Raw genomic sequence first — 17,701 nt, forward strand, 5'->3', positions numbered from 1 at the left:
GCGGTCCGGTCAGAGCTCCTGGATCCGGATGTCCCGGTAGGAGATCACGTCCGAGGTGCTGTGGACCTGGAGCCCGATGTAGCCGGAGGCGTACCGCCGGCCGTCGGTGCCCGGGTCGTCACCCCGCGGCGGCTCGAAGACCTGCCCGCCGGTGTTGTCGAACTCGTTGAGCAGGACACCGTTGCGGTAGACCGAGTAGTGCTGGTCCACCACCCGGATCTCGTAGTCGTTCCAGGTGCCCTTGGGCGTGACACCGGCGCCTGCGAGGCCCACCCGGTCGAATCCGTACACGGACCCGGTCTTGTACATGTCGCCGTCCGGCCGGTCGTTGACCTGGATCTCATGGCCGTACTTGATGGCGACCCATTCCGGATTCGGCTCCTCCGGATTGTCGTGGACGTTCGGGAAGCGGACGAACACTCCGCCGTTGGCGTTGCCCGTGCCGGGGGCGTCGTCCCGCCACTGGAGCTTCAGCGAGAAGTCCCCGTACTGGCGTTCCGGGAACCACAGCATGCCCATGCCGTCGACCGTGGTGGAGCTGGTGATCGAGCTGTCAGCCTCGTTGAGCGCGAACTGCCCGCCGCCCACCTGCTGCCATTTGGCGAGCGAGGCGGCCGTGCCGTCGAAGAGCTTGCGGTACCCCTCGTCCTGGCCCGGCTCGCCGATTCCGGACTGCTTGGCCGCCTTGTAGATCTTCTTGTGCTCGCGGGCGTCGATCACCCCGGCGGAGAGCAGCTTGTCGAGGACCTTGTCGACGTGCTTGAGGAACAGCGCGTGCGACGACCAGTCCTTCTCGTCCTCGATCAGCTCGTTGATCGTGCAGCGGTTGCCGGTGATGCGGTTGGGGACCCCGGTGTCGACGGTGCCCACGATGACCGTGAGGCGTTCGTCGAACTCCGGGCAGTTCGGCGCCGGTACGCCGCCGCTCTGCGCGACGGTGAACGACACCTGCTTGGCCTCGGAGGTGTTGCCCGCCTTGTCCGTGGCCCGGTGGGCGACCGTGTGGTAGCCGATCCGGTCGACGACGACGGTCGCCGTGTAGGCGAGGTAAGGGCCGCCGTCCAGGGAGTACTCGGCCTTGTCCACCCCGCTGTCGGCGTCGGTCGCGGTGACCGTCACCCTGGCGCTGGTGAGGTAGGCGCCGTCCGAGTTCTTGTCGCCCTCGACCTTCGCGGACGTCTCGGGCGCCGTCGTGTCCTGCGTCGGCGGCTCGACGACGGTGAACTCCACCGCCTTCTCGGCGGCGGCGTTGCCCGCCTTGTCGGTGGCGTGGTAGCGGACGTGCTGCGCCCCCACCTCGTGCACCATGACGGGACCGGTGTACGTCTGCCAGGCGCCGTCCGCCCCGAGGGCGTACTCGATGGTGTTGACGCCCGAACCGGTGTCGGACGCGGTGACGGTGACCGTCGCCATGCCCAGGTACTGCCCCTGGTCGTCCTTCTCCCCGGACACGGTCGCCGAGGTCTCGGGAGCGGTCGTGTCGTCCGTCGGCGGAGCGACGACCGCGAACTCGGCCGTCTTCTCGGCGGCGGCGTTGCCCGCCTTGTCGGTGGCGCGGTAGCGGATGAGGTGCGAGCCGACCTCGTTCACCACGACCGGCACGGTGTACGGCTGCCAGGCGCCGTCCGCCCCGACCGCGTACTCGACGGTGTCGACGCCCGAACCCGCGTCGGTGGCGGCGAGGGTGACGGTGGCCTGACCGATGTACGCGCCGTCGGCGTTCTTGTCGCCGTCGACCTTCGCCGAGGTCTCGGGCGCGGTGGTGTCCTCACCACCGCCCCCGTCGGTGACGGTCAGGATGCCCTGCATCGCCTCGTGCCCGGGCATCGTGCAGTGGTAGAAGTACCGGCCGGGGGTGAGCGTGACCTCCGCGGTCTGTTTGCCGCCCTGGTCGTCGCCCGGGTTGGCCAGCAGGTTCAGGGGGACGTCGTTGTTGAACTCCGGGTCCGACACGCTGAACGTCAGCGTGTGCGGCATACCGGTGGTGTTCCCGGTCGCCTCACTGTTCTCGAACACGATGGTCGCCCTGCCGGCCACCGCCGTCTTCGGCGCGGAGAGGTAGTGGTCGATGGGATTGCCGGCCGTCCAGGTCAGCACCTGGTCGGCCGCCGCGTCCGCCGGGGCGGCCGTACGGCCGTATGCCGCCGTCGACGTCAGCCCCAGCACCATCAGGAACGATCCCAGCAGCGCGAGCCACAGCCTCGCGGGCCGCGACCGCCTTCGGAAGAAGCTCGAACGGTGACTCACTGCACTGCCGCCTTCCTGGCCAGATCCTTGACGGCCGGGGTCGGTGCGCCGCCCTTGTACGTCACGCGCCACAGCGCGGACTTGGAGTCGGAGGTGAAGAAGCCGCGGCCGTAGTCCAGGACGTACAGCGAACCGTCCGGCGCGAACTTCCAGTCCATCAGGTTCCGGATGCCGTCGGCGCCCACCGGGATGATCTCCTTCAGCGACTCGGCGTGTGTGGGCAGACCGCCCTTGCCGACCGTCTTCGGGTCGGTGAGCACCGCGTGCCGCGGCTGTGTGTCGTCGTAGAAGTCACCGACGAACCACTTGCCGTCCCAGTACGAGGGCCACTTGTCGGCGCTGGTGCTCGCCGCGTCGTACCGGTAGACCGGGCCGTTCATGGTGGCCTGGCCGCCGCCCTTGAGCCAGGGGAGGAGCTCCTTCTGGTCCTCCACCTTGTAGCTCGGGATGCCGTTGCCGTCGCGCGGGTAGTCCACGCCACCGCCCTGCGGTGAGTACCAGATGGTGTTGGAGGTGATCGGCGGCAGCTTCACCAGGCCGTCGTTGTTCGGCGACTCGTTCTTGGGGTGGTCGCAGTCGTACCAGCCGAGCGGCTTGCTCGGATCGGGCAGATTGCGGTCCCGGTAGGGCTGCTTGTTGCCCATGCAGTACGGCCAGCCGTGGTTGCCCGCCTGGGTGATCGCGGCGAACGTGTCGTACTTGGCCGGGCCCCAGGTGGTGCTCGGGGCACCCGCGTCGGGTCCGACCCAGCCCGCGTACAGCGTGTCGGTCGACTTGTCGATCGAGATCCGGGCCGGGTTGCGCACGCCCATCACATAGATCTCACCGCGGGTCCTGCCGCCGCCCTCGTCAGGCTCCTTGCCGGTGAAGAGGTTGCCTTCGGGGAGCGTGTAGGTGCCGTCGTCCTCGGGGTGGATCCGCAGGATCTTCCCGTTGAGGTTGTTCGTGTTGCCCGCGGTGCGGCGGGCGTCGGCGAACGAGACGCCCTTGTAGTTCGGCTGCGGGTTGTTGCCCGAGTAACCGTCGCTGAAACCGGAGGAGTTGTTGTCGCCGGTCGCGATGTACAGGTTGCCCTTGGAGTCCCACGCCATGCCGCCGCCTGCGTGGCAGCAGCTGTGGACCTGGACCGGCCAGTGCAGCAGCACCTTCTCGGAGGACAGGTCCAGCTTGTTCGTCGCCGGGTCGAGGGTGAAACGGGAGACCTGACGGACCGCCATCTGCCTGTCGCGGTTGAGCTTGTCGTGGGGTGTGTAGTGCAGGTACACCCAGCCGTTCTTCTCGAAGCCGGGGTCGAGCTCGATGCCGAGCAGCCCCTCCTCGACCTTGATCAGCTCGTCGCCGCCGCCCTTGTTGCCGAAGACGGTCAGCGCACCGGCGAGGGTGACCTGCCTGGTCTTCGGGTCGTAGACGTGGATCTCACCCAGGCCCTTGCCGACGTTCGGGTCGCTCCAGTCGGTGACGACCGGCACGCTGCTGTCGGCGCCGCCGCGGCCGATGTACAGGACACGCCCGTCGGGGGCGGTCACCAGGCCGTGGGGTTCGCCGATCTGGTCGTTCTTGCCCGGCTGGTTGGGCCGAGTGACCTTCTCGGCCGTGTAGTTGGAGGTGATCGTCGCCTTGCAGTCTGCCTGCGAGATCCGGGTCGTCCAGTCGAGCGCGCCGCGCAGGTGGTCCCGGAAGTCGGCCTCCGCGAAGCTGTCGGCCGTACCGCCCATGGCGGTGTAGAAGGACCGGCCGCCGTCGTAGTCACGGCACCAGGAGACCGGGTGGTCCCAGCCGTTGGCGCTCGTGCCCGGCTTGTACGTGATCTCCCGGACCCGGGCCACGGTGTGCACGTCGCCGGACGGGTTGTCCTTCCAGTTCAGCCACTTGTCCGGGCGCTTCCACTCCAGCGGCAGGTTCTTCGTCGCCGGGTGCTGCCGGTCGCCGATCTCCACCGTGGCACGCTGGACGGTGGTGGGGCTGCCGGCCGCCGGACGCGCTCCGACCAGTCCGGTGAACCAGTCCGAGTACGGCTCGGTGCGCGCCGCGTCGTGGATGCCGAGGAAGCCGCCGCCGGCCTCCATGTACGCCTCGAGGCCGGCCTCCTGCTCCGGGTCGAGGACGTCACCGCCACCCGTCAGGAAGACCACGGCGTTGTACGTGCCGAGCTTCTTGCCGTTGGTGAAGACGGCCGGGTCGTCGGACGCCACGGTCTTGAAGCGGCCTGCTTCCGGCCCGGTGAGCCCGATCCTCTCGATCGCCGCGATTCCGGCGTCGACCGTCGGGGACTCCTCGGTGGCGGAGGCATGGAAGACGAGCACCTTGACGTTGGCGCCGCCCGGTGGCGACGGCAGGGACAACGTTGTCGCCATGGATTCCGGTGCGCCGGGATCCGTTCCGGCACTGGCGACGTTGCCGCCGAGCAGGGATGCGGTCAATGCGCCGGCCGCCACGGCCGCCGCAAGTCCGCGTCGCGATCCGGACCTGTGATGTGGTGTGCGCTGCATGTGGTCACCCACCCCTCTTTGGTCGCTGCAACAGCTTCGGTCACTGCAACAGCGCATGAAGCTAGACCTCTTTTCGCGACTCGCCAATAGCTATGGCAGCAATGACACCAACTTTGTCCTTAGTGTGGATAAACGAAGCCCGCCGGGCTACGGTATGGCCCGATCTCCGCAACATCCGTCCCACAGTGGGGAGTTCGACATGGACCGAAGGAGCTTCAACCGGCGGGTTCTGATGGGTGGCGGGGTGGTGGCGGCGACCGGCGTGACATCGTTGTCCCTCGGTGCGATCGAGGCCACCTCGGCGGAGAATCCGCCCCCGACAGCACCTGCGGGAGGGGCGGTGCGCCATCTCAAGCTGTACGCAGAGAAGTTGGCGGACGGCTCGATGGGGTACGGATTCGAGAAGGGCAAGGCGTCGGTTCCCGGACCGCTGATCGAGATCAACGAGGGCGACACCCTGCACATCGAGTTCGAGAACACGATGGACGTGGCAGCCAGCCTCCATGCGCACGGCGTCGACTACGACATCGCGAGCGACGGCACCCGGATGAACCGGAGCATCGTCGAACCGGGCGAGACCCGCACGTACACCTGGCGCACCCACGCCCCGGGCCGGCGCAAGGACGGCACCTGGCAGCCGGGAAGTGCGGGCTACTGGCACTACCACGACCACGTCGTCGGCACGGACCACGGCACGGGCGGCATCCGCAAGGGGCTGTACGGGCCGGTGATCGTCCGGCGCAAGGGCGACATCCTGCCCGACAAGACCATCACGATCGTCTTCAACGACATGACGATCAACAACAAGCCCGCCGGCAAGAGCCCGGACTTCGAGGCCACGGTGGGGGACCGGCTCGAAGTCGTCATGATCACGCACGGCGAGTACTACCACACGTTCCATGTCCACGGTCACCGCTGGGCGGACAACCGTACGGGCCTGCTGACCGGGCCCGACGACCCGAGCCGGGTCATCGACACGAAGATCGTCGGGCCTGCGGACTCCTTCGGCTTCCAGGTCATCGCGGGTGAACACGTGGGCGCCGGGGCCTGGATGTACCACTGCCATGTGCAGAGCCATTCCGACATGGGCATGGCTGGAATGCTGCTGGTCGCCAAGGCGGACGGCACGGTGCCGGGGCACGAGGGGCATGCCATGGGGTCATCGCCGGAGGTGGATCCCTCCGCGAAGGCGTCGGCGCACGAGGGCCACCAGGTGGACTGATCACGAGGTCGCCGGCGCTCGCCGGGCGCGACCGTGGCGAAGACCTCCGGTGCGGTGCGGCCTTCCGGGGCTGCACCGCACCGGAGTTCCTCATGTACCGCACGGCCGCGTCATCCGGTGCCGGACGGGCCCACCGCGGCCGCAGGACTTCCGGCGGCCCCCGGCGTTGCCCGGACGCACGCCCCTGAACATACTGGGCCGGACCGATTCCGTACGGGGGACCCTTCATGGCAGAGAGCATCAGCGCGCACTCCGGCACCACCTTCGCGGCGGGCGGCGACGGGCAGCCCATGGTGCGGGTGGAGAACCTGCATCGTTCCTACGGCTCAGGGGCCGCCGCCGTCCACGCCCTGCGCGGCGTCTCCTTCGACGTGGCGCACGGTGAGCTGGTCGCGCTCAAGGGCAGATCGGGCTCCGGCAAGACGACACTCCTCAACCTGGTCGGCGGGTTCGACGCCCCCGACGAGGGCCGCGTCACCGTGGGCGGCACCGATCTGACGGACCTCGGTGAGGACGGTCTGCTGGAGCTGCGCCGCGACCGGATCGGCTTCATCTTCCAGTCCTTCGGCCTGATCCCGATCCTGACGGCCGCCGAGAACGTCGGTGTGCCGATGCGCCTGCGCAGAACCGATCCGAAGGAGCGCGACGAGCGGGTCGAACTGCTCCTCGCGCTGGTCGGACTCACCGAACACGCGGAGCAGCGGCCCGGTGAGCTCTCCGGTGGCCAGCAGCAACGTGTCGCTATTGCCCGCGCACTCGCCAATCGGCCCGCCCTGCTGATCGCCGACGAACCGACGGGCCAGCTGGACGCGGAGACGGGGCTGGCGGTGATGGAGCTGCTGCGCGCCGTGGTGCGGGCCGAGGGCGTGACGGCGCTGGTCGCCACGCACGACGCCCAGCTGCTGGGTCTGGCCGACCGGGTGCTCGAACTCAACGACGGCCACATCGTCGAGCACGTCTGACCCACGGCCTGCGCGCCGCATTCCGGTGTTGATGCACCGAAATCCGGTCACGATTCGATCAAGTCGTGCGTGAGGGCGGTGTTCTCCGAGCGCCGTCTCTGTAAACATTCCCTTCGAAAGAATTTTCGGGGGATGTGTGCAGCGCTTCGGGGGTGACCGGTGACGGGATTTGTGTTTCTGCGCGTCCGCGGACACCGGTTGCTGGTCACGGCGGCGCTGCTGGCCGTCCTGTTGACCACCGCCGTACTGGCCACCCTCGCCGCCTTCGCGGGTTCCGTCGGGGACGCCGGTCTGCGGCACGCCCTGCAGACCAGGGACGCGGCCGCCGCCTCGCTGGTCATCAAGGCGGAGAGTCCCGGCGCGGACCGTGCCGCGGCCGTACAGTCGGTCCGGCGCGCAGCCCGGCAGTCCTTCGACGGACTGCCGGTGACCCTGCGGCAGTTCGACCGCTCCGGGCCGTACGCCCTGCCGCGCGGTCTGCAGGCGCCGGCCGCCCGCGAGGGCGAACCCGACCTCACCACGTTCGCCCTGGCGGACCGCTCCCGGGTCCGCCTGTCGAAGGGAGCCTGGCCGTCGGCGGGACAGGACGACGACGTGGTCGGGGTCACCGTGCCCGAGGCCGCCGCGACGCAGCTGAAACTGTCGCCGGGACCGCGGGTACTGACCCTTGCCGACCGGCTCGGTGGTCCCGCGGTGCGGATCCGAGTCACCGGCGTCTACCGACCCGTCGACCGGAACGATCCGTACTGGCAGCTGGACGAGCTGGGCGGCCGCGGCGTGCACAAGGACTCGTTCATGACGTACGGGCCCCTGCTGACCGACACCGCGGCCTTCGGGTCCGGCCGGATCACGCAGGGCGGTCTGTCCTGGCTGGCCACGGCCGACTTCGCCACCTTCGGCGCCGACCGGATCGACTCACTGCGCACGGCCGCGAAGAACAGCCAGAAGTTCGTCGCCGCCCAGCCGGGGCTGGAGCGCGGCGTCACTACACGTACCTCGCTGCCCGACGTCCTCGGCACGTTGGAGCGGGCGCTGCTCGTGTCCAGGGCGACCCTGCTGATCATCTCGTTGCAGCTGGTGCTGCTGGCCGCGTACACGCTGTTGCTGGTGGCCCGGCTGCTGAGCACGGAACGCGCGGGCGAGACCCAGGTGCTGCTGGCCCGCGGCGCGTCGCGCGGCCGTCTCGCCACGCTCTCCGCCCTGGAGGCGCTGCTGCTCGCGCTGCCCGCCGCCGTGTGCGCGCCGCTGCTCGCGGGGCCGCTCACCGGGTTGCTCGCCGGCCGGGGACTGCTGGCCAGAATCGGGCTGCGTGTCGACACCGGTCCGACCGCGGAGGTCTGGCTGGTCGGCGCGGTGGCGGCGCTGGCCTGTGCCGGGGCCGTGGTGGCCCCGGCGCTCACCGCGGCAGTGGCGGCACGCGGCCGCGGCCGCACGCTGCCCGCCCCGCTGCGGACGGGCGCGGACATCGCACTCGTGGCCGTCGCCGCGGTCGCGTTCTGGCAGCTGGACCGGCGTGACGCGGGCGGCGGCGCCCTCAGCGGTGACCGCGAGGGCGAGTTGGGCATCGACCCGCTGCTCGTCGTGGCGCCGGCGCTGGCGCTGTTGGCCGGGACCGTCCTCACCTTGCGGCTGCTGCCGCCGACGGCGAAGCTCGCCGAGCGGCGGGCGACCGCGGGCCGGGGTCTGACCCTCCCGCTGGCCGGCTGGCAGATCAGCCGCAGACCGCTGCGCGGCGCGGGCCCGGTGCTGCTGCTGGTGCTCGCCGTCGCGATGGGCATGCTGGCGATCGGCCAGGGCGCGTCCTGGGACCGCTCGCAGGACGACCAGGCGGACTTCCGGGCCGGCGCCCCGGTCCGCGTACTGGGCAGCGGCACCTCCCGGTTCGGCCAGGGCGGTGTGTACGACGGGATGCCGGGTGTACGGGCAGCGGTGCCGGCCGCCCGTACCGGTCTCATTCTCTCGGGCGGACGCCAGGCCACCGTACTCGCGCTCGACACCGGGCTCGCAGGCACGGAGCTACGGCTGCGGGACGACCTGGCCGACGGCGACCCGGACAAATTGCTGAGGGCCCTGGGCCCGGAGAAGACCGCACGCACGGGTGTGCTGCTGCCCGATGACACGGTGCGGCTGCTTCTCGATGTCACCCTGAGCGCCGCCGAGGACGGCCCGTACGAGCGAGAGGGCACGACCATCACTCTCACGTTCGAGGACCGCTTCGGTGTGCCCTACCGGCTGCAGTCGGACGCACCCGCGCCGGACGGCAGGCCGCACGCGGTGACCGTCGACCTCGCCAAGGCGGCGGACGCCCCGACGGGAAGGCCGGCGGGTCCGCTGGCACTGACCGGGGTGGAGTTCGACGAGTCGGGTTACCCGGACCGGATCGCCGCCAAGCGGCTCACGATCGGCGGGATGCGCTCGGTCACCGCGGACGGCGCCACCCGCGGGGTCACTGCGCCGAAGGACCTGGCATGGGCGGCCAAGGCCACGGTGAGCGTCGAGCCCGACTCGTCCAGGAACGAGCGCGGCCCCGCGATCACCGCCGTGGGCTCGTCGTCCCGGACACCCCTCGACGTCTCCTACCACACGGGCAGAGTGGTGTTCGAGGATCAATGGGGCCCCAAGCGCACAGTCACCGTCCGGGTCACGGCCAAGCGTGGGGAACCGGCCCTGCCGGCCGCGCTCGCCACCGACCGCTTCCTCGATTCCAGTGGTGCGAAGACCGGATCAGTGATCGACATCCCGATGCCCGGAGGCCCCGTCAAGGTGAAGATCGTGGGCGCTCTCCGCGGTGTTCCGACCACCGGGCCCGGTGCCGCCGCCCTCGACCCGGCCGCCACGCCCGCGACCGACGGCGGCGCGCTGCTGATCGACCTGCGAGCCGTCAACCAGGTGCTCGCCACCCGTCCCGACTCGGCGTTCCCGCCCACCGAATGGTGGCTGTTCACCGAGCGCGGGGCCGCGGAAGAGGTCGCGGCGGCCCTGCGCGACAGGGCCGAGATCGACCCGACCCAGATCCAGGTGCGGGACGAGATCGCCGAGGAACTGCACGACGATCCGCTCGGCGCGGGCCCGCAGTCGGCGCTGCTCGCGGTGGCTCTCGTCGCCGCGGCGCTGGCCGCGGTCGGCTTCGCGGTGGGCGCGGTGGGAACGCTGCGGGAACGCTCGGCGGAGTTCGCGGTACTCCGGGCGCTCGGCGCGCCGCGGCGCCAACTGGCCCGGCTGCTCGCCGTCGAGCAGTCACTGCTGATCGGGCTCGGGCTGCTGATCGGGCTGGCCCTCGGCGCAGTGCTCACCCGTGCCGTCGTACCGCTGATCGTGCTGACCGGACAGGCCACCCAGCCTGCTCCCGGTGTGCTGGTGGAACTGCCGCTCGGGCGCGTGGCGCTGCTCGTCGCGGGGGTCGCCGCCGCACCCGCGCTCATCGTGGCGGCACTGGCCATGCGCCGAGGCGATCCCGCCGCGGCGCTGCGTGTCCAGGGAGGCGAGTGATATGAGGGCCACTGCCCCCTGGGTCCGCACCCGGCTGCGTACGGCACCGGGGCCCGCCGTCGCCCTGCTGTTCCTCGTCCTGGTCACCTCGTTCCTCGCCGCGGCGTTCCCGGGCGCGGTGGCCGCGTACGAAAGCCGGGGCCTGCGCCACGAGGTGAGCGCCACCTCACCGGACGGAAGCGTCATCCAGTTGAGCAGCGATCCGTGGCAGGACGTGGACGGTGGACCGGAGAAGAGCACCGATGCGCTACGGGCCCGTCGGCTGACCGAGAACTACCGGCAGATCCTGGCCGCCCTGCCGGACTCCCTGCGCGTCGACACCGGCCAGTCCGCCTACGGAGCCCGCACCCTCAAGCCGGTGGCAGCCACCGACATGTGGCTGCCCGAGCTGAACGGCGGCCGCCCGGTATTCACCCTGTCCGCCCAGACCGAGGTCGCCGAGCACTCCGAGCCCGCCTCGGGACGGCTGCCCAGGGCGACCGCGGGAACCGTCACCCCGGACACCGCCACCGTGGAGGCCGCGGTCACCTCCGCCACCGCCAGGGCGCTGCGCATCAAGACCGGCTCGACCATCCACGTGCCGCGGGCCGTCGGTGCACCCCTCGCCGTGCGCGTCACCGGCATCGTCGAACCGCTGCGGCCGCAACAGAGCTACTGGTCCGTCGAACCCGTGCTGCGCACGCCGACGTACCTCCACACGCCGGATCAGCCCCCTCTGCCGTACTGGCACGGCGCGCTGCTGCTGGCCCCCGAAGCGGCACCCGTCCTGCTGTCCATGCCCGTGGAGACCGAGGCCTACTGGCGTGTCGCTCCCGACCCGGCCGGGATGGACATCGCCGACCTTCCCCGGATCACGCAGACGATCGCCTCTCTCGAACAAGGCCCGCTGCTGAGCGCGCTGCGCACCGAGGTCGCGCCGGCGCTGGAGATCAGCACCGGCCTGGACGACGTCCTCATCGAGTTCGACGGCATCCGTGCCGCCATCAACCCGGTGGTCGCCGTCGCGGCCTTCGGCGTCGGCAGCGTCGCGGGCGTCGTCCTGCTGATGACAGGCGGCCTGGCCGCTTCGCGCAGGCACGCCGAGCTGTCGCTGCTCCGCTCGCGGGGCGGATCGGTCCGCGGGATCGCGGGGCGGCTGCTCGCCGAGGTCGCCGTTCCCGTGCTGGCCGGCGCGGCACTCGGCTGCGCGCTCGCGCTCGTCGTCGTCCCCGAGGGCCGGACGCTGCCGGCGCTGCTCGCCTCGGCCGTGGTCGCGCTGTTCGCCTGCGCCACGCTGCCCCTGAGAGCGGCGTTCCTGCACCGGCGGCCGCGCCTGCACGGTGACCGGGACGATCTCGTACGGGCCAGGCCGTCGCGCCGCCGGACCGTCGCGGAACTGACGCTGCTGGTGCTGACCGTGGCAGCGGTCACCGCACTGCGGCGCCGGGGCACCTCCAACGGCGACGCGGACGCACTGATCAGCGCCGCCCCGGTACTGGTGGGTGTGATCGCCGCGCTGCTGCTCGTGCGGCTGTATCCGCTGCCCCTGCGGCTCGCGGCGCTGCCGGTGGCGCGCCGGCGCGGTGCGGTCGGCTTTCTGTCACTCGCCCGTGCGGGCCGCTCCTCCGCCACCGCCACCGTGCTGCCGCTGCTGGCGTTGCTCGTCGCCCTGACGACGGTGGCGTTCGGCGGCTCGGTACTCTCCGGTGTCGCCGATGCCCGGGACCGGGCGTCCTTGGTCGCGGTCGGCGCCGATGCCCGGATCGATGCGGACCAGGGGCTGCCGGACGAACTGGCCGGGACGGTAAGGAACATGGCCGGGGTGAGCGATGTCGCTCCCGTCTACCGGGAGTTCGACCTGGACCTGCGCGACGGCCGGCTCGACCGCGTCACGCTGCTCGCCGTCGACCCCGATTCGTACGCGCGTCTCGCCGGCCGCACCGGCCTCGGTTCGTTCCGGGCCGCCGAACTGCGGAAGTCCTCCGGAGTGCTGCCCGCGCTCGCCACCCCCGCCGTCGCCGAGCGGCTGCGCGGCGGGACGACGACGATCGGCCCGCCGGGCGGCCCGTTCTCGGTCCGCGTGGACATGGTGCGCAGCACCACTCCCGCGGCCGACGGCGACTTCCTGGTGGTCGACGCGGCAGGTCTGCCGGGCAGGCACCCCGCCACCACGCTGCTGATATCCGGGCCCTCCGTGGCCGGTGCCGACCTCGCGTCAGCGGCTCGCTCAGCGGGCTCCGCCATCGTGAAGCTGCGCTCCGCCGAACGGGACAGGTTCACGACGTCACCCGTGCAGAGCGGTGCCGAACGGATCTACGCGGTGGCCGCGGCGGCGGGAGCCGGGTACGCGGTGCTCGCGCTGGTGCTCTCACTGCTCCAGACCTCCGCCGAGCGAACCGCGCTGCTGGCTCGGCTGCGCACCATGGGCCTGACCCGCCGGCAGGGGCGCCGTCTGCTGATTCTGGAGACCCTGCCGCAGACTCTGCTGGCTGCCGTGGGCGGTGCGCTGGTCGGCTGGGCGGCGATCCTGCTGCTGGCTCCCGGAATCGATCTCGGCCGGCTCGCTCTGGCCGGGCAGGCATCGCTCGGCCAAGTACGGCTGCACGCCGATCCGGTGAGCCTGCTGCTGCCCGCGCTCGGTGTGGTGGCGATCGCGTCTGCGGTGGCCGCCGTGCAGGCCTGGCTGATCACCCGGCGTACGACAACGACCGAACTCAGGGTAGGAGACACGCGATGACCGAGGCCTCCACAGGCGTCACTCTCGGCGAGCTGGAGCGCCGGGCGGCGGCCCGGCGCGACCGGCCCGAGTACGGTCACGACGCGCTGATCACCTGCGACCGTCTGGTCCGCATCTTCTCCACGGACGGAGTCGAGGTGCAGGCCCTGCAAGGGCTCGACCTGCTGGTCCGCGAGGGGGAGCTGATGGCGCTGGTCGGGGCGTCCGGCAGCGGCAAGTCGACGCTGATGAACGTCCTGGCGGGTCTGGACGAGCCGACGGCGGGTGCCGCGAAGGTGGCCGGGTGCGATCTGCTGACGATGAGCGCGAAGGACCGGCTGCGCTACCGGCGCGAGGTGGTGGGCTTCGTCTGGCAGCAGACGGCACGCAATCTCCTGCCGTATCTGAGCGCCGTCCAGAACGTGACGCTGCCGATGCAACTGGCCGGCCGTACGAGGAAGAAGGCCGAACGGGCCGCGCGCGCCGAATCGCTGCTCTCCCTGCTGGAGGTCGCCGACTGCCGCGACCGCCGCCCGCACCAGATGTCCGGCGGTCAGCAGCAACGCGTCTCCATCGCGGTGGCACTGGCGAACGAACCGTCGGTGCTGCTCGCCGACGAGCCGACGGGCGAGCTCGACTCCCAGACCGCCGAGCAGGTCTTCGCCGCGCTGCGTCTGGCGAACGAGGAGCTCGGCACGACGATCCTCATCGTCACCCACGACCAGTCGGTGGCCGCCGAGGTCCGCCGCACGGTGGCCATCCGCGACGGCCGCACCTCCACGGAGACCCTGCGGCGCACGGAGGTCGACGCGACGACGGGCCAGGAATCGGTGGTGGCCAGGGATTACGCGATGCTGGACCGCGCGGGCCGCCTTCAGCTGCCCGCGGACTACACCGATGCCCTGGGCATGCGTGACCGGGTGCTGCTGGAGCTGGAATCCGATCACATAGGCATCTGGCCCGACGACACCCCTTAGGCACTGTCGTTCGGACCGGACCGGACCGGACCGGACCGGGCTCGCGGGGTCCGGCACCGGGCCCCGGGCGTTGTCGTCGGTCGGCACGTTCCCCGACCTCTCGGCCGCGCCCGAGCAGGGGAGGCCCCGGTCGCCATGGTTCGCTCCTGCCGTGCGACGCACCGCATCCGGCGCCGCGCGCCGAACCGCCTGGGGTCACGGGACAGCCCTCAGCCGGCCGCGTCCGCCACCGCGGCGAGGCGCTGCTGCTCCTCCTCGACGATGCGGCGGGCCAGCGATCGGTCCGACACGTCCATGGCGTCCGGCGTCGTCTCGGCGACGTCGCTGCGCCGTGCGTACGCGTCGAACAGCCGCTCCTTGCGGGCCAGGATGTCCAGCATCCGCTGGTCGACGCTGTCCGTCGCGAGGAGCCGGTGCACCTGGACCGTGCGTATCTGGCCCATCCGGTGCGCGCGGGCCACGGCCTGGTGCTCCATCGTCGGCTTGATCTGCGGCTCGCAGAGGATGACGACCGACGCGGCCTGCATGTTCAGCCCGATGCCGCCCGCCTGGATCTGGCTGAGCAGCACCGCGTGGCCGTCCGCGGCGGCGAAGCCGTCGATCAACTGCTGCCGCCGGGCCGCCGGAACGCTTCCCGACAGCGGGCCGAACGCGCCTTCCCCCAGGGTGTGGCGGACCGTTTCCAGCACCTCGCGGAAGTAGGAGAACACGACGACCTTCAAGCCGTTGTCCGCGGCCTCCCCGACCAGCTCGCGCAGCCGGTTCAGCTTCGCGGACGTGGCCGGGTGGGCGTACGCGGCCCGGCGCATCCGCATGAAGTGCCCGGCGGACACCGCCTCGTGGTAGGCCCGCTGATCGGCCTCGCTGAACTCCTCCCACTCGTCGACCTGCACGAGTGCGGGGAGTTCGGTGAGCACGTCCTGCTGGTTGCGGCGCAGATAGGCGGGGGCGACGGCCCGGCGGAACGCCTGCGAACCGGCGACGCCGTGCGTGGTGTTGACCGAGGGGGCCAGTTCGGGCTGGAGATGGCGGACGAGGCTGCGGAACTCCTCCACCCGGTTCTCCATCGGCGTGCCCGTCAGGAAGAGCACGTGCTCGGTCCCCGCCGACCAGCCGGACACCGCACGGGAGCGACGGGTGGCCGGATTCTTGACGTAGTGGGCCTCGTCCACGACGAGCATGCCGGGCCGCACACCGCTGTCGCCCGCGAGGGGAAGGGTGTGCAGGGCGTCGAAGGTGGTCAGCGCGACCCCGCCGCTCACGCGCCACTCGGCGAACGCGCCCTGCCGCTCGGGCCCGTGCACCGGCAGGACGCGCAGCGTGGAGCGGGCACGGATCTCCCGCGTCCAGTTGATCAGCACGCTCGCGGGGCACACCACCAGGAAGTGCGTCTCCCCGCGTGCCGCGAGATGGGCCAGCGCGGCGATGGCCTGCACGGTCTTGCCGAGCCCCATCTCGTCGCCGAGGATCACCCGCTTCTGCGCGAGCGCGAAGCGCGCGCCGAAGGACTGGTAGCCGCGCAGCGAGACCCGCAGCCGGGCGTCGTCCAGCCGCAGTCCGCGCACCCGGTCGGCGATCCCGGACGGCAGGAAGCCCTCGGCCGCGTCCCGGTCCGGACCGGTGCCGGACATCTCAGCCAGCAGGCTGTAGTACTCCGCGGACCGCAGCTCGAAGTCGACCCAGGCCGCGACGTCGGACTCCGGCTCCCGCAGCAGATCGACCGACACCTGGCCGAACAGCAGAGGGAGTTCGCGCTCCACCGCGTCGCCGACGGCCGTCCGCACGGAGGCGGCGGCCTCCAGCGCCCGCGCCCGGACCTGCCGTCGGGTGAAGACCATCCGCAGCCGCCCCCGGGCCGGCCCGGCCGCGGCCAGCAGCGGCTCCAGGAGATCGGCCAGCCGGCGGGCCCCGTCCACGGCCCGCCGCACGTCCGGCCCGGCCTCGACCAGCCGGTACAACGCGGTGACCAGGGCGGTCGTGGCGTCGTCGGGGGTGTCCACATCTATCCGCAGGGCGACGGTGTCGCGCACCGCGTGCGCGATCTGGCCCGCCGCGGCCAGGGTCTGGTCGGCCGTCTGCGCGCCCACGCCGGGGATCTGGCGGAGCTCGTAGCGGTTGGCCCCGTACACCTGCCCCACCGTCGTGAAGCCCGCCTGCTCGACGGCGCCGAGCCGCAGCCGGCCCTCGGTGACGTCCTTGAGCCGGGACACCGGGATGGCCGACAGCTCCTCGCGGACGAGGGCGTCGAGCAGCGGGTCCAGCGCCGTGCGCACGGCGCCGACCGCGCGGGTGTGATCCACCAGGACCCCCCGCGCGGCGTCCAACAGCCCGTCGGCGCGCGCCAGCAGCTCCCGGGCCGCCCGTCCGGTCGGCGCCCCGCCCTCCGCGGAACCGGCCTCAGTCATGTCGTTCCTTCTGTCCCCGCCGCCCTGCCACCGCCGGCTCCGGCTTCCACCGGAACGACTCATATCGTCCCATGCGTGACTGACATCCGGGTCCGGTGGACGGCTCAGGGCGTGGGAGGCCGCCGCTCCGCCGGTGACAGCAGAAGCACCTCCAGGGCGCGTGCGCAGGAGCGCGCCTGCGCGAGGAACCAGTCGGTGCGCGCGTCGGTGATCACGGAGGGGGTGGCTCGTACCGCCAGGGCGAAACGGGCGTGCCCGGCACCGTCCAGCACCGGCACCGCCAGGGTCCGTACCCCGTGGGCCGACTCGCCGTCGTTGACGGCGTAGGCGGCGGACCGCACCCGTGCCAGCTCAGCCTCCAGGGCCGCCGGTTCGACGATCGTCCGGTCGGTGAAGGCGGGCAGCGGCGGCAGCGACGAGGGGCCGCCCTCGCCGGGCCCCGCCCAGGCCAGCAGCACCTTGCCCAGTGCGGTGGAGTGCAACGGCCGACGCAGACCTACCTTGGGGGTCACCGAACCACCCGCGACGATCACCGCGTGCGGTCCGCTGCGCAGGGCCAGGTCGGCGGTGGCGCCCGTGCGATCGGCGAGATCGGCCAGTTCGGGGGCGGCCAGATGCAGACCGCGCTGATGGTAGGAGAGCCTGCCCAGTTCGGTCACGGCCGGGCCGAGCCGGTAACGGGACGTCCGGGCGTCCTGCTCCAGGAATCCGGCACCGAGCAGGGTGCGGGCGAGCCGGTGGGCCGTGGACACCGACAGGGTGAGGCGCCGGGCCAGATCGGAGGCGCTCAGATCGGGGCCGTTGTCGTGGAAACAGTGCAGGACGTCCAGGGCGCGCTGTACCGCCTGGGCCCCGCCGGGAGCACGTACCGCGGCGGCCTGGGTCATGTGGGTTCACGCTCCGCTCGTGGGGATGAGAGGTTTGACGTTGCCACATTGCGGGAGTCCCACCGGGTGAAAACTGCCTGGTGAAACACTGCGTTCATAAGCAATCCCACATCATGGGAAGCGAGTTGTGGCCGGGCGCCGCTCCGTGGCAGGCTGCAGCCGTCACCACCGACGAGCTGAAGGGAGCAGTGCCATGGCCGGCCGCCGAACCGCGACCCCCGCCCACGCCGCTCCGGTCCTGCTCGCCCTCACGCTGCGCCGTCACATCGACCTGGCCCGCGTGTCCAGCGCCGCCTGTCGCTGACCCTCCCCGCACGTTCCCCTTCAC

At 71.5% G+C, this 17,701-nt stretch carries 10 protein-coding genes; 6 read left to right on the top strand and 4 right to left on the bottom strand.

All coding sequences use genetic code 11. The features are described 5' to 3' along the window. Positions 1-9 precede the first annotated feature (9 nt). The gene (locus tag ABT025_RS12620) at positions 10-2,169 is read right to left on the bottom strand and encodes an OmpL47-type beta-barrel domain-containing protein (protein ID WP_350993045.1); all 2,160 of its coding nucleotides are present in this window, start codon (positions 2,167-2,169) and stop codon (positions 10-12) included. Positions 2,170-2,243: 74 nt separating this feature from the next. Continuing rightward, positions 2,244-4,736 (bottom strand): ThuA domain-containing protein, encoded by a 2,493-nt coding sequence (locus tag ABT025_RS12625; RefSeq protein ID WP_350992948.1) that lies wholly within the window; start codon positions 4,734-4,736, stop codon positions 2,244-2,246. A 199-nt stretch (positions 4,737-4,935) separates the two neighbouring features. On the opposite strand from ABT025_RS12625, the gene ABT025_RS12630 reads away from it, so the two are divergent. The 5 genes from ABT025_RS12630 to ABT025_RS12650 all read left to right on the top strand — a co-directional run bounded on the left by ABT025_RS12630 (position 4,936) and on the right by ABT025_RS12650 (position 14,081). Continuing rightward, entirely contained in the window at positions 4,936-5,958 is a 1,023-nt protein-coding gene (locus ABT025_RS12630; protein WP_350992950.1) for a multicopper oxidase domain-containing protein, read from the top strand. 227 nt (positions 5,959-6,185) lie between these two features. Beyond that, entirely contained in the window at positions 6,186-6,920 is a 735-nt protein-coding gene (locus ABT025_RS12635; RefSeq protein ID WP_350992952.1) for an ABC transporter ATP-binding protein, read from the top strand. Positions 6,921-7,079: 159 nt separating this feature from the next. Then, entirely contained in the window at positions 7,080-10,409 is a 3,330-nt protein-coding gene (locus tag ABT025_RS12640; RefSeq protein ID WP_350992954.1) for an FtsX-like permease family protein, read from the top strand. A gap of 1 nt (position 10,410) precedes the next feature. After that, complete coding sequence (locus tag ABT025_RS12645) at positions 10,411-13,125, top strand: FtsX-like permease family protein (RefSeq protein WP_350992958.1); 2,715 nt, start codon at positions 10,411-10,413, stop codon at positions 13,123-13,125. Next, on the top strand, positions 13,122-14,081 hold the full coding sequence (locus tag ABT025_RS12650; RefSeq protein WP_350992960.1) for an ABC transporter ATP-binding protein: 960 nt from the start codon (positions 13,122-13,124) through the stop codon (positions 14,079-14,081). Before ABT025_RS12645 ends, ABT025_RS12650 begins: the two co-directional genes overlap by 4 nt. A 209-nt stretch (positions 14,082-14,290) precedes the next feature. On the opposite strand, the gene ABT025_RS12655 is transcribed toward ABT025_RS12650, so the two are convergent. Together ABT025_RS12655 and ABT025_RS12660 are read right to left on the bottom strand one after the other, a co-directional pair. Further along, a complete protein-coding gene (locus ABT025_RS12655; protein WP_350992962.1) occupies positions 14,291-16,486 on the bottom strand; it encodes a DEAD/DEAH box helicase in 2,196 nt (731 codons plus the stop codon). Positions 16,487-16,590: 104 nt separating this feature from the next. Beyond that, complete coding sequence (locus tag ABT025_RS12660; protein ID WP_350992964.1) at positions 16,591-17,373, bottom strand: IclR family transcriptional regulator; 783 nt, start codon at positions 17,371-17,373, stop codon at positions 16,591-16,593. A 193-nt stretch (positions 17,374-17,566) separates the two neighbouring features. Here ABT025_RS12660 and ABT025_RS12665 point away from each other — a divergent pair, with 193 nt between their 5' ends. Beyond that, complete coding sequence (locus ABT025_RS12665) at positions 17,567-17,677, top strand: putative leader peptide (RefSeq protein WP_327271637.1); 111 nt, start codon at positions 17,567-17,569, stop codon at positions 17,675-17,677. Positions 17,678-17,701 lie beyond the last annotated feature (24 nt).

Origin of the sequence: Streptomyces sp. NPDC002809, from assembly GCF_040295435.1 — a bacterium.
Classification (GTDB): domain Bacteria; phylum Actinomycetota; class Actinomycetes; order Streptomycetales; family Streptomycetaceae; genus Streptomyces.

What these genes read in the sequence shown, in the direction of transcription:
- ABT025_RS12620 (WP_350993045.1), bottom strand. Translation starts at nt 2,169, where the DNA reads ATGGTGCTGGGGCTGACGTCGACGGCGGCATACGGCCGTACGGCCGCC.
- ABT025_RS12660 (WP_350992964.1), bottom strand. Translation starts at nt 17,373, where the DNA reads ATGACCCAGGCCGCCGCGGTACGTGCTCCCGGCGGGGCCCAGGCGGTA.
- ABT025_RS12630 (WP_350992950.1), top strand. Translation starts at nt 4,936, where the DNA reads ATGGACCGAAGGAGCTTCAACCGGCGGGTTCTGATGGGTGGCGGGGTG.
- ABT025_RS12650 (WP_350992960.1), top strand. Translation starts at nt 13,122, where the DNA reads ATGACCGAGGCCTCCACAGGCGTCACTCTCGGCGAGCTGGAGCGCCGG.
- ABT025_RS12665 (WP_327271637.1), top strand. Translation starts at nt 17,567, where the DNA reads ATGGCCGGCCGCCGAACCGCGACCCCCGCCCACGCCGCTCCGGTCCTG.
- ABT025_RS12625 (WP_350992948.1), bottom strand. Translation starts at nt 4,736, where the DNA reads ATGCAGCGCACACCACATCACAGGTCCGGATCGCGACGCGGACTTGCG.
- ABT025_RS12655 (WP_350992962.1), bottom strand. Translation starts at nt 16,486, where the DNA reads ATGACTGAGGCCGGTTCCGCGGAGGGCGGGGCGCCGACCGGACGGGCG.
- ABT025_RS12635 (WP_350992952.1), top strand. Translation starts at nt 6,186, where the DNA reads ATGGCAGAGAGCATCAGCGCGCACTCCGGCACCACCTTCGCGGCGGGC.
- ABT025_RS12645 (WP_350992958.1), top strand. Translation starts at nt 10,411, where the DNA reads ATGAGGGCCACTGCCCCCTGGGTCCGCACCCGGCTGCGTACGGCACCG.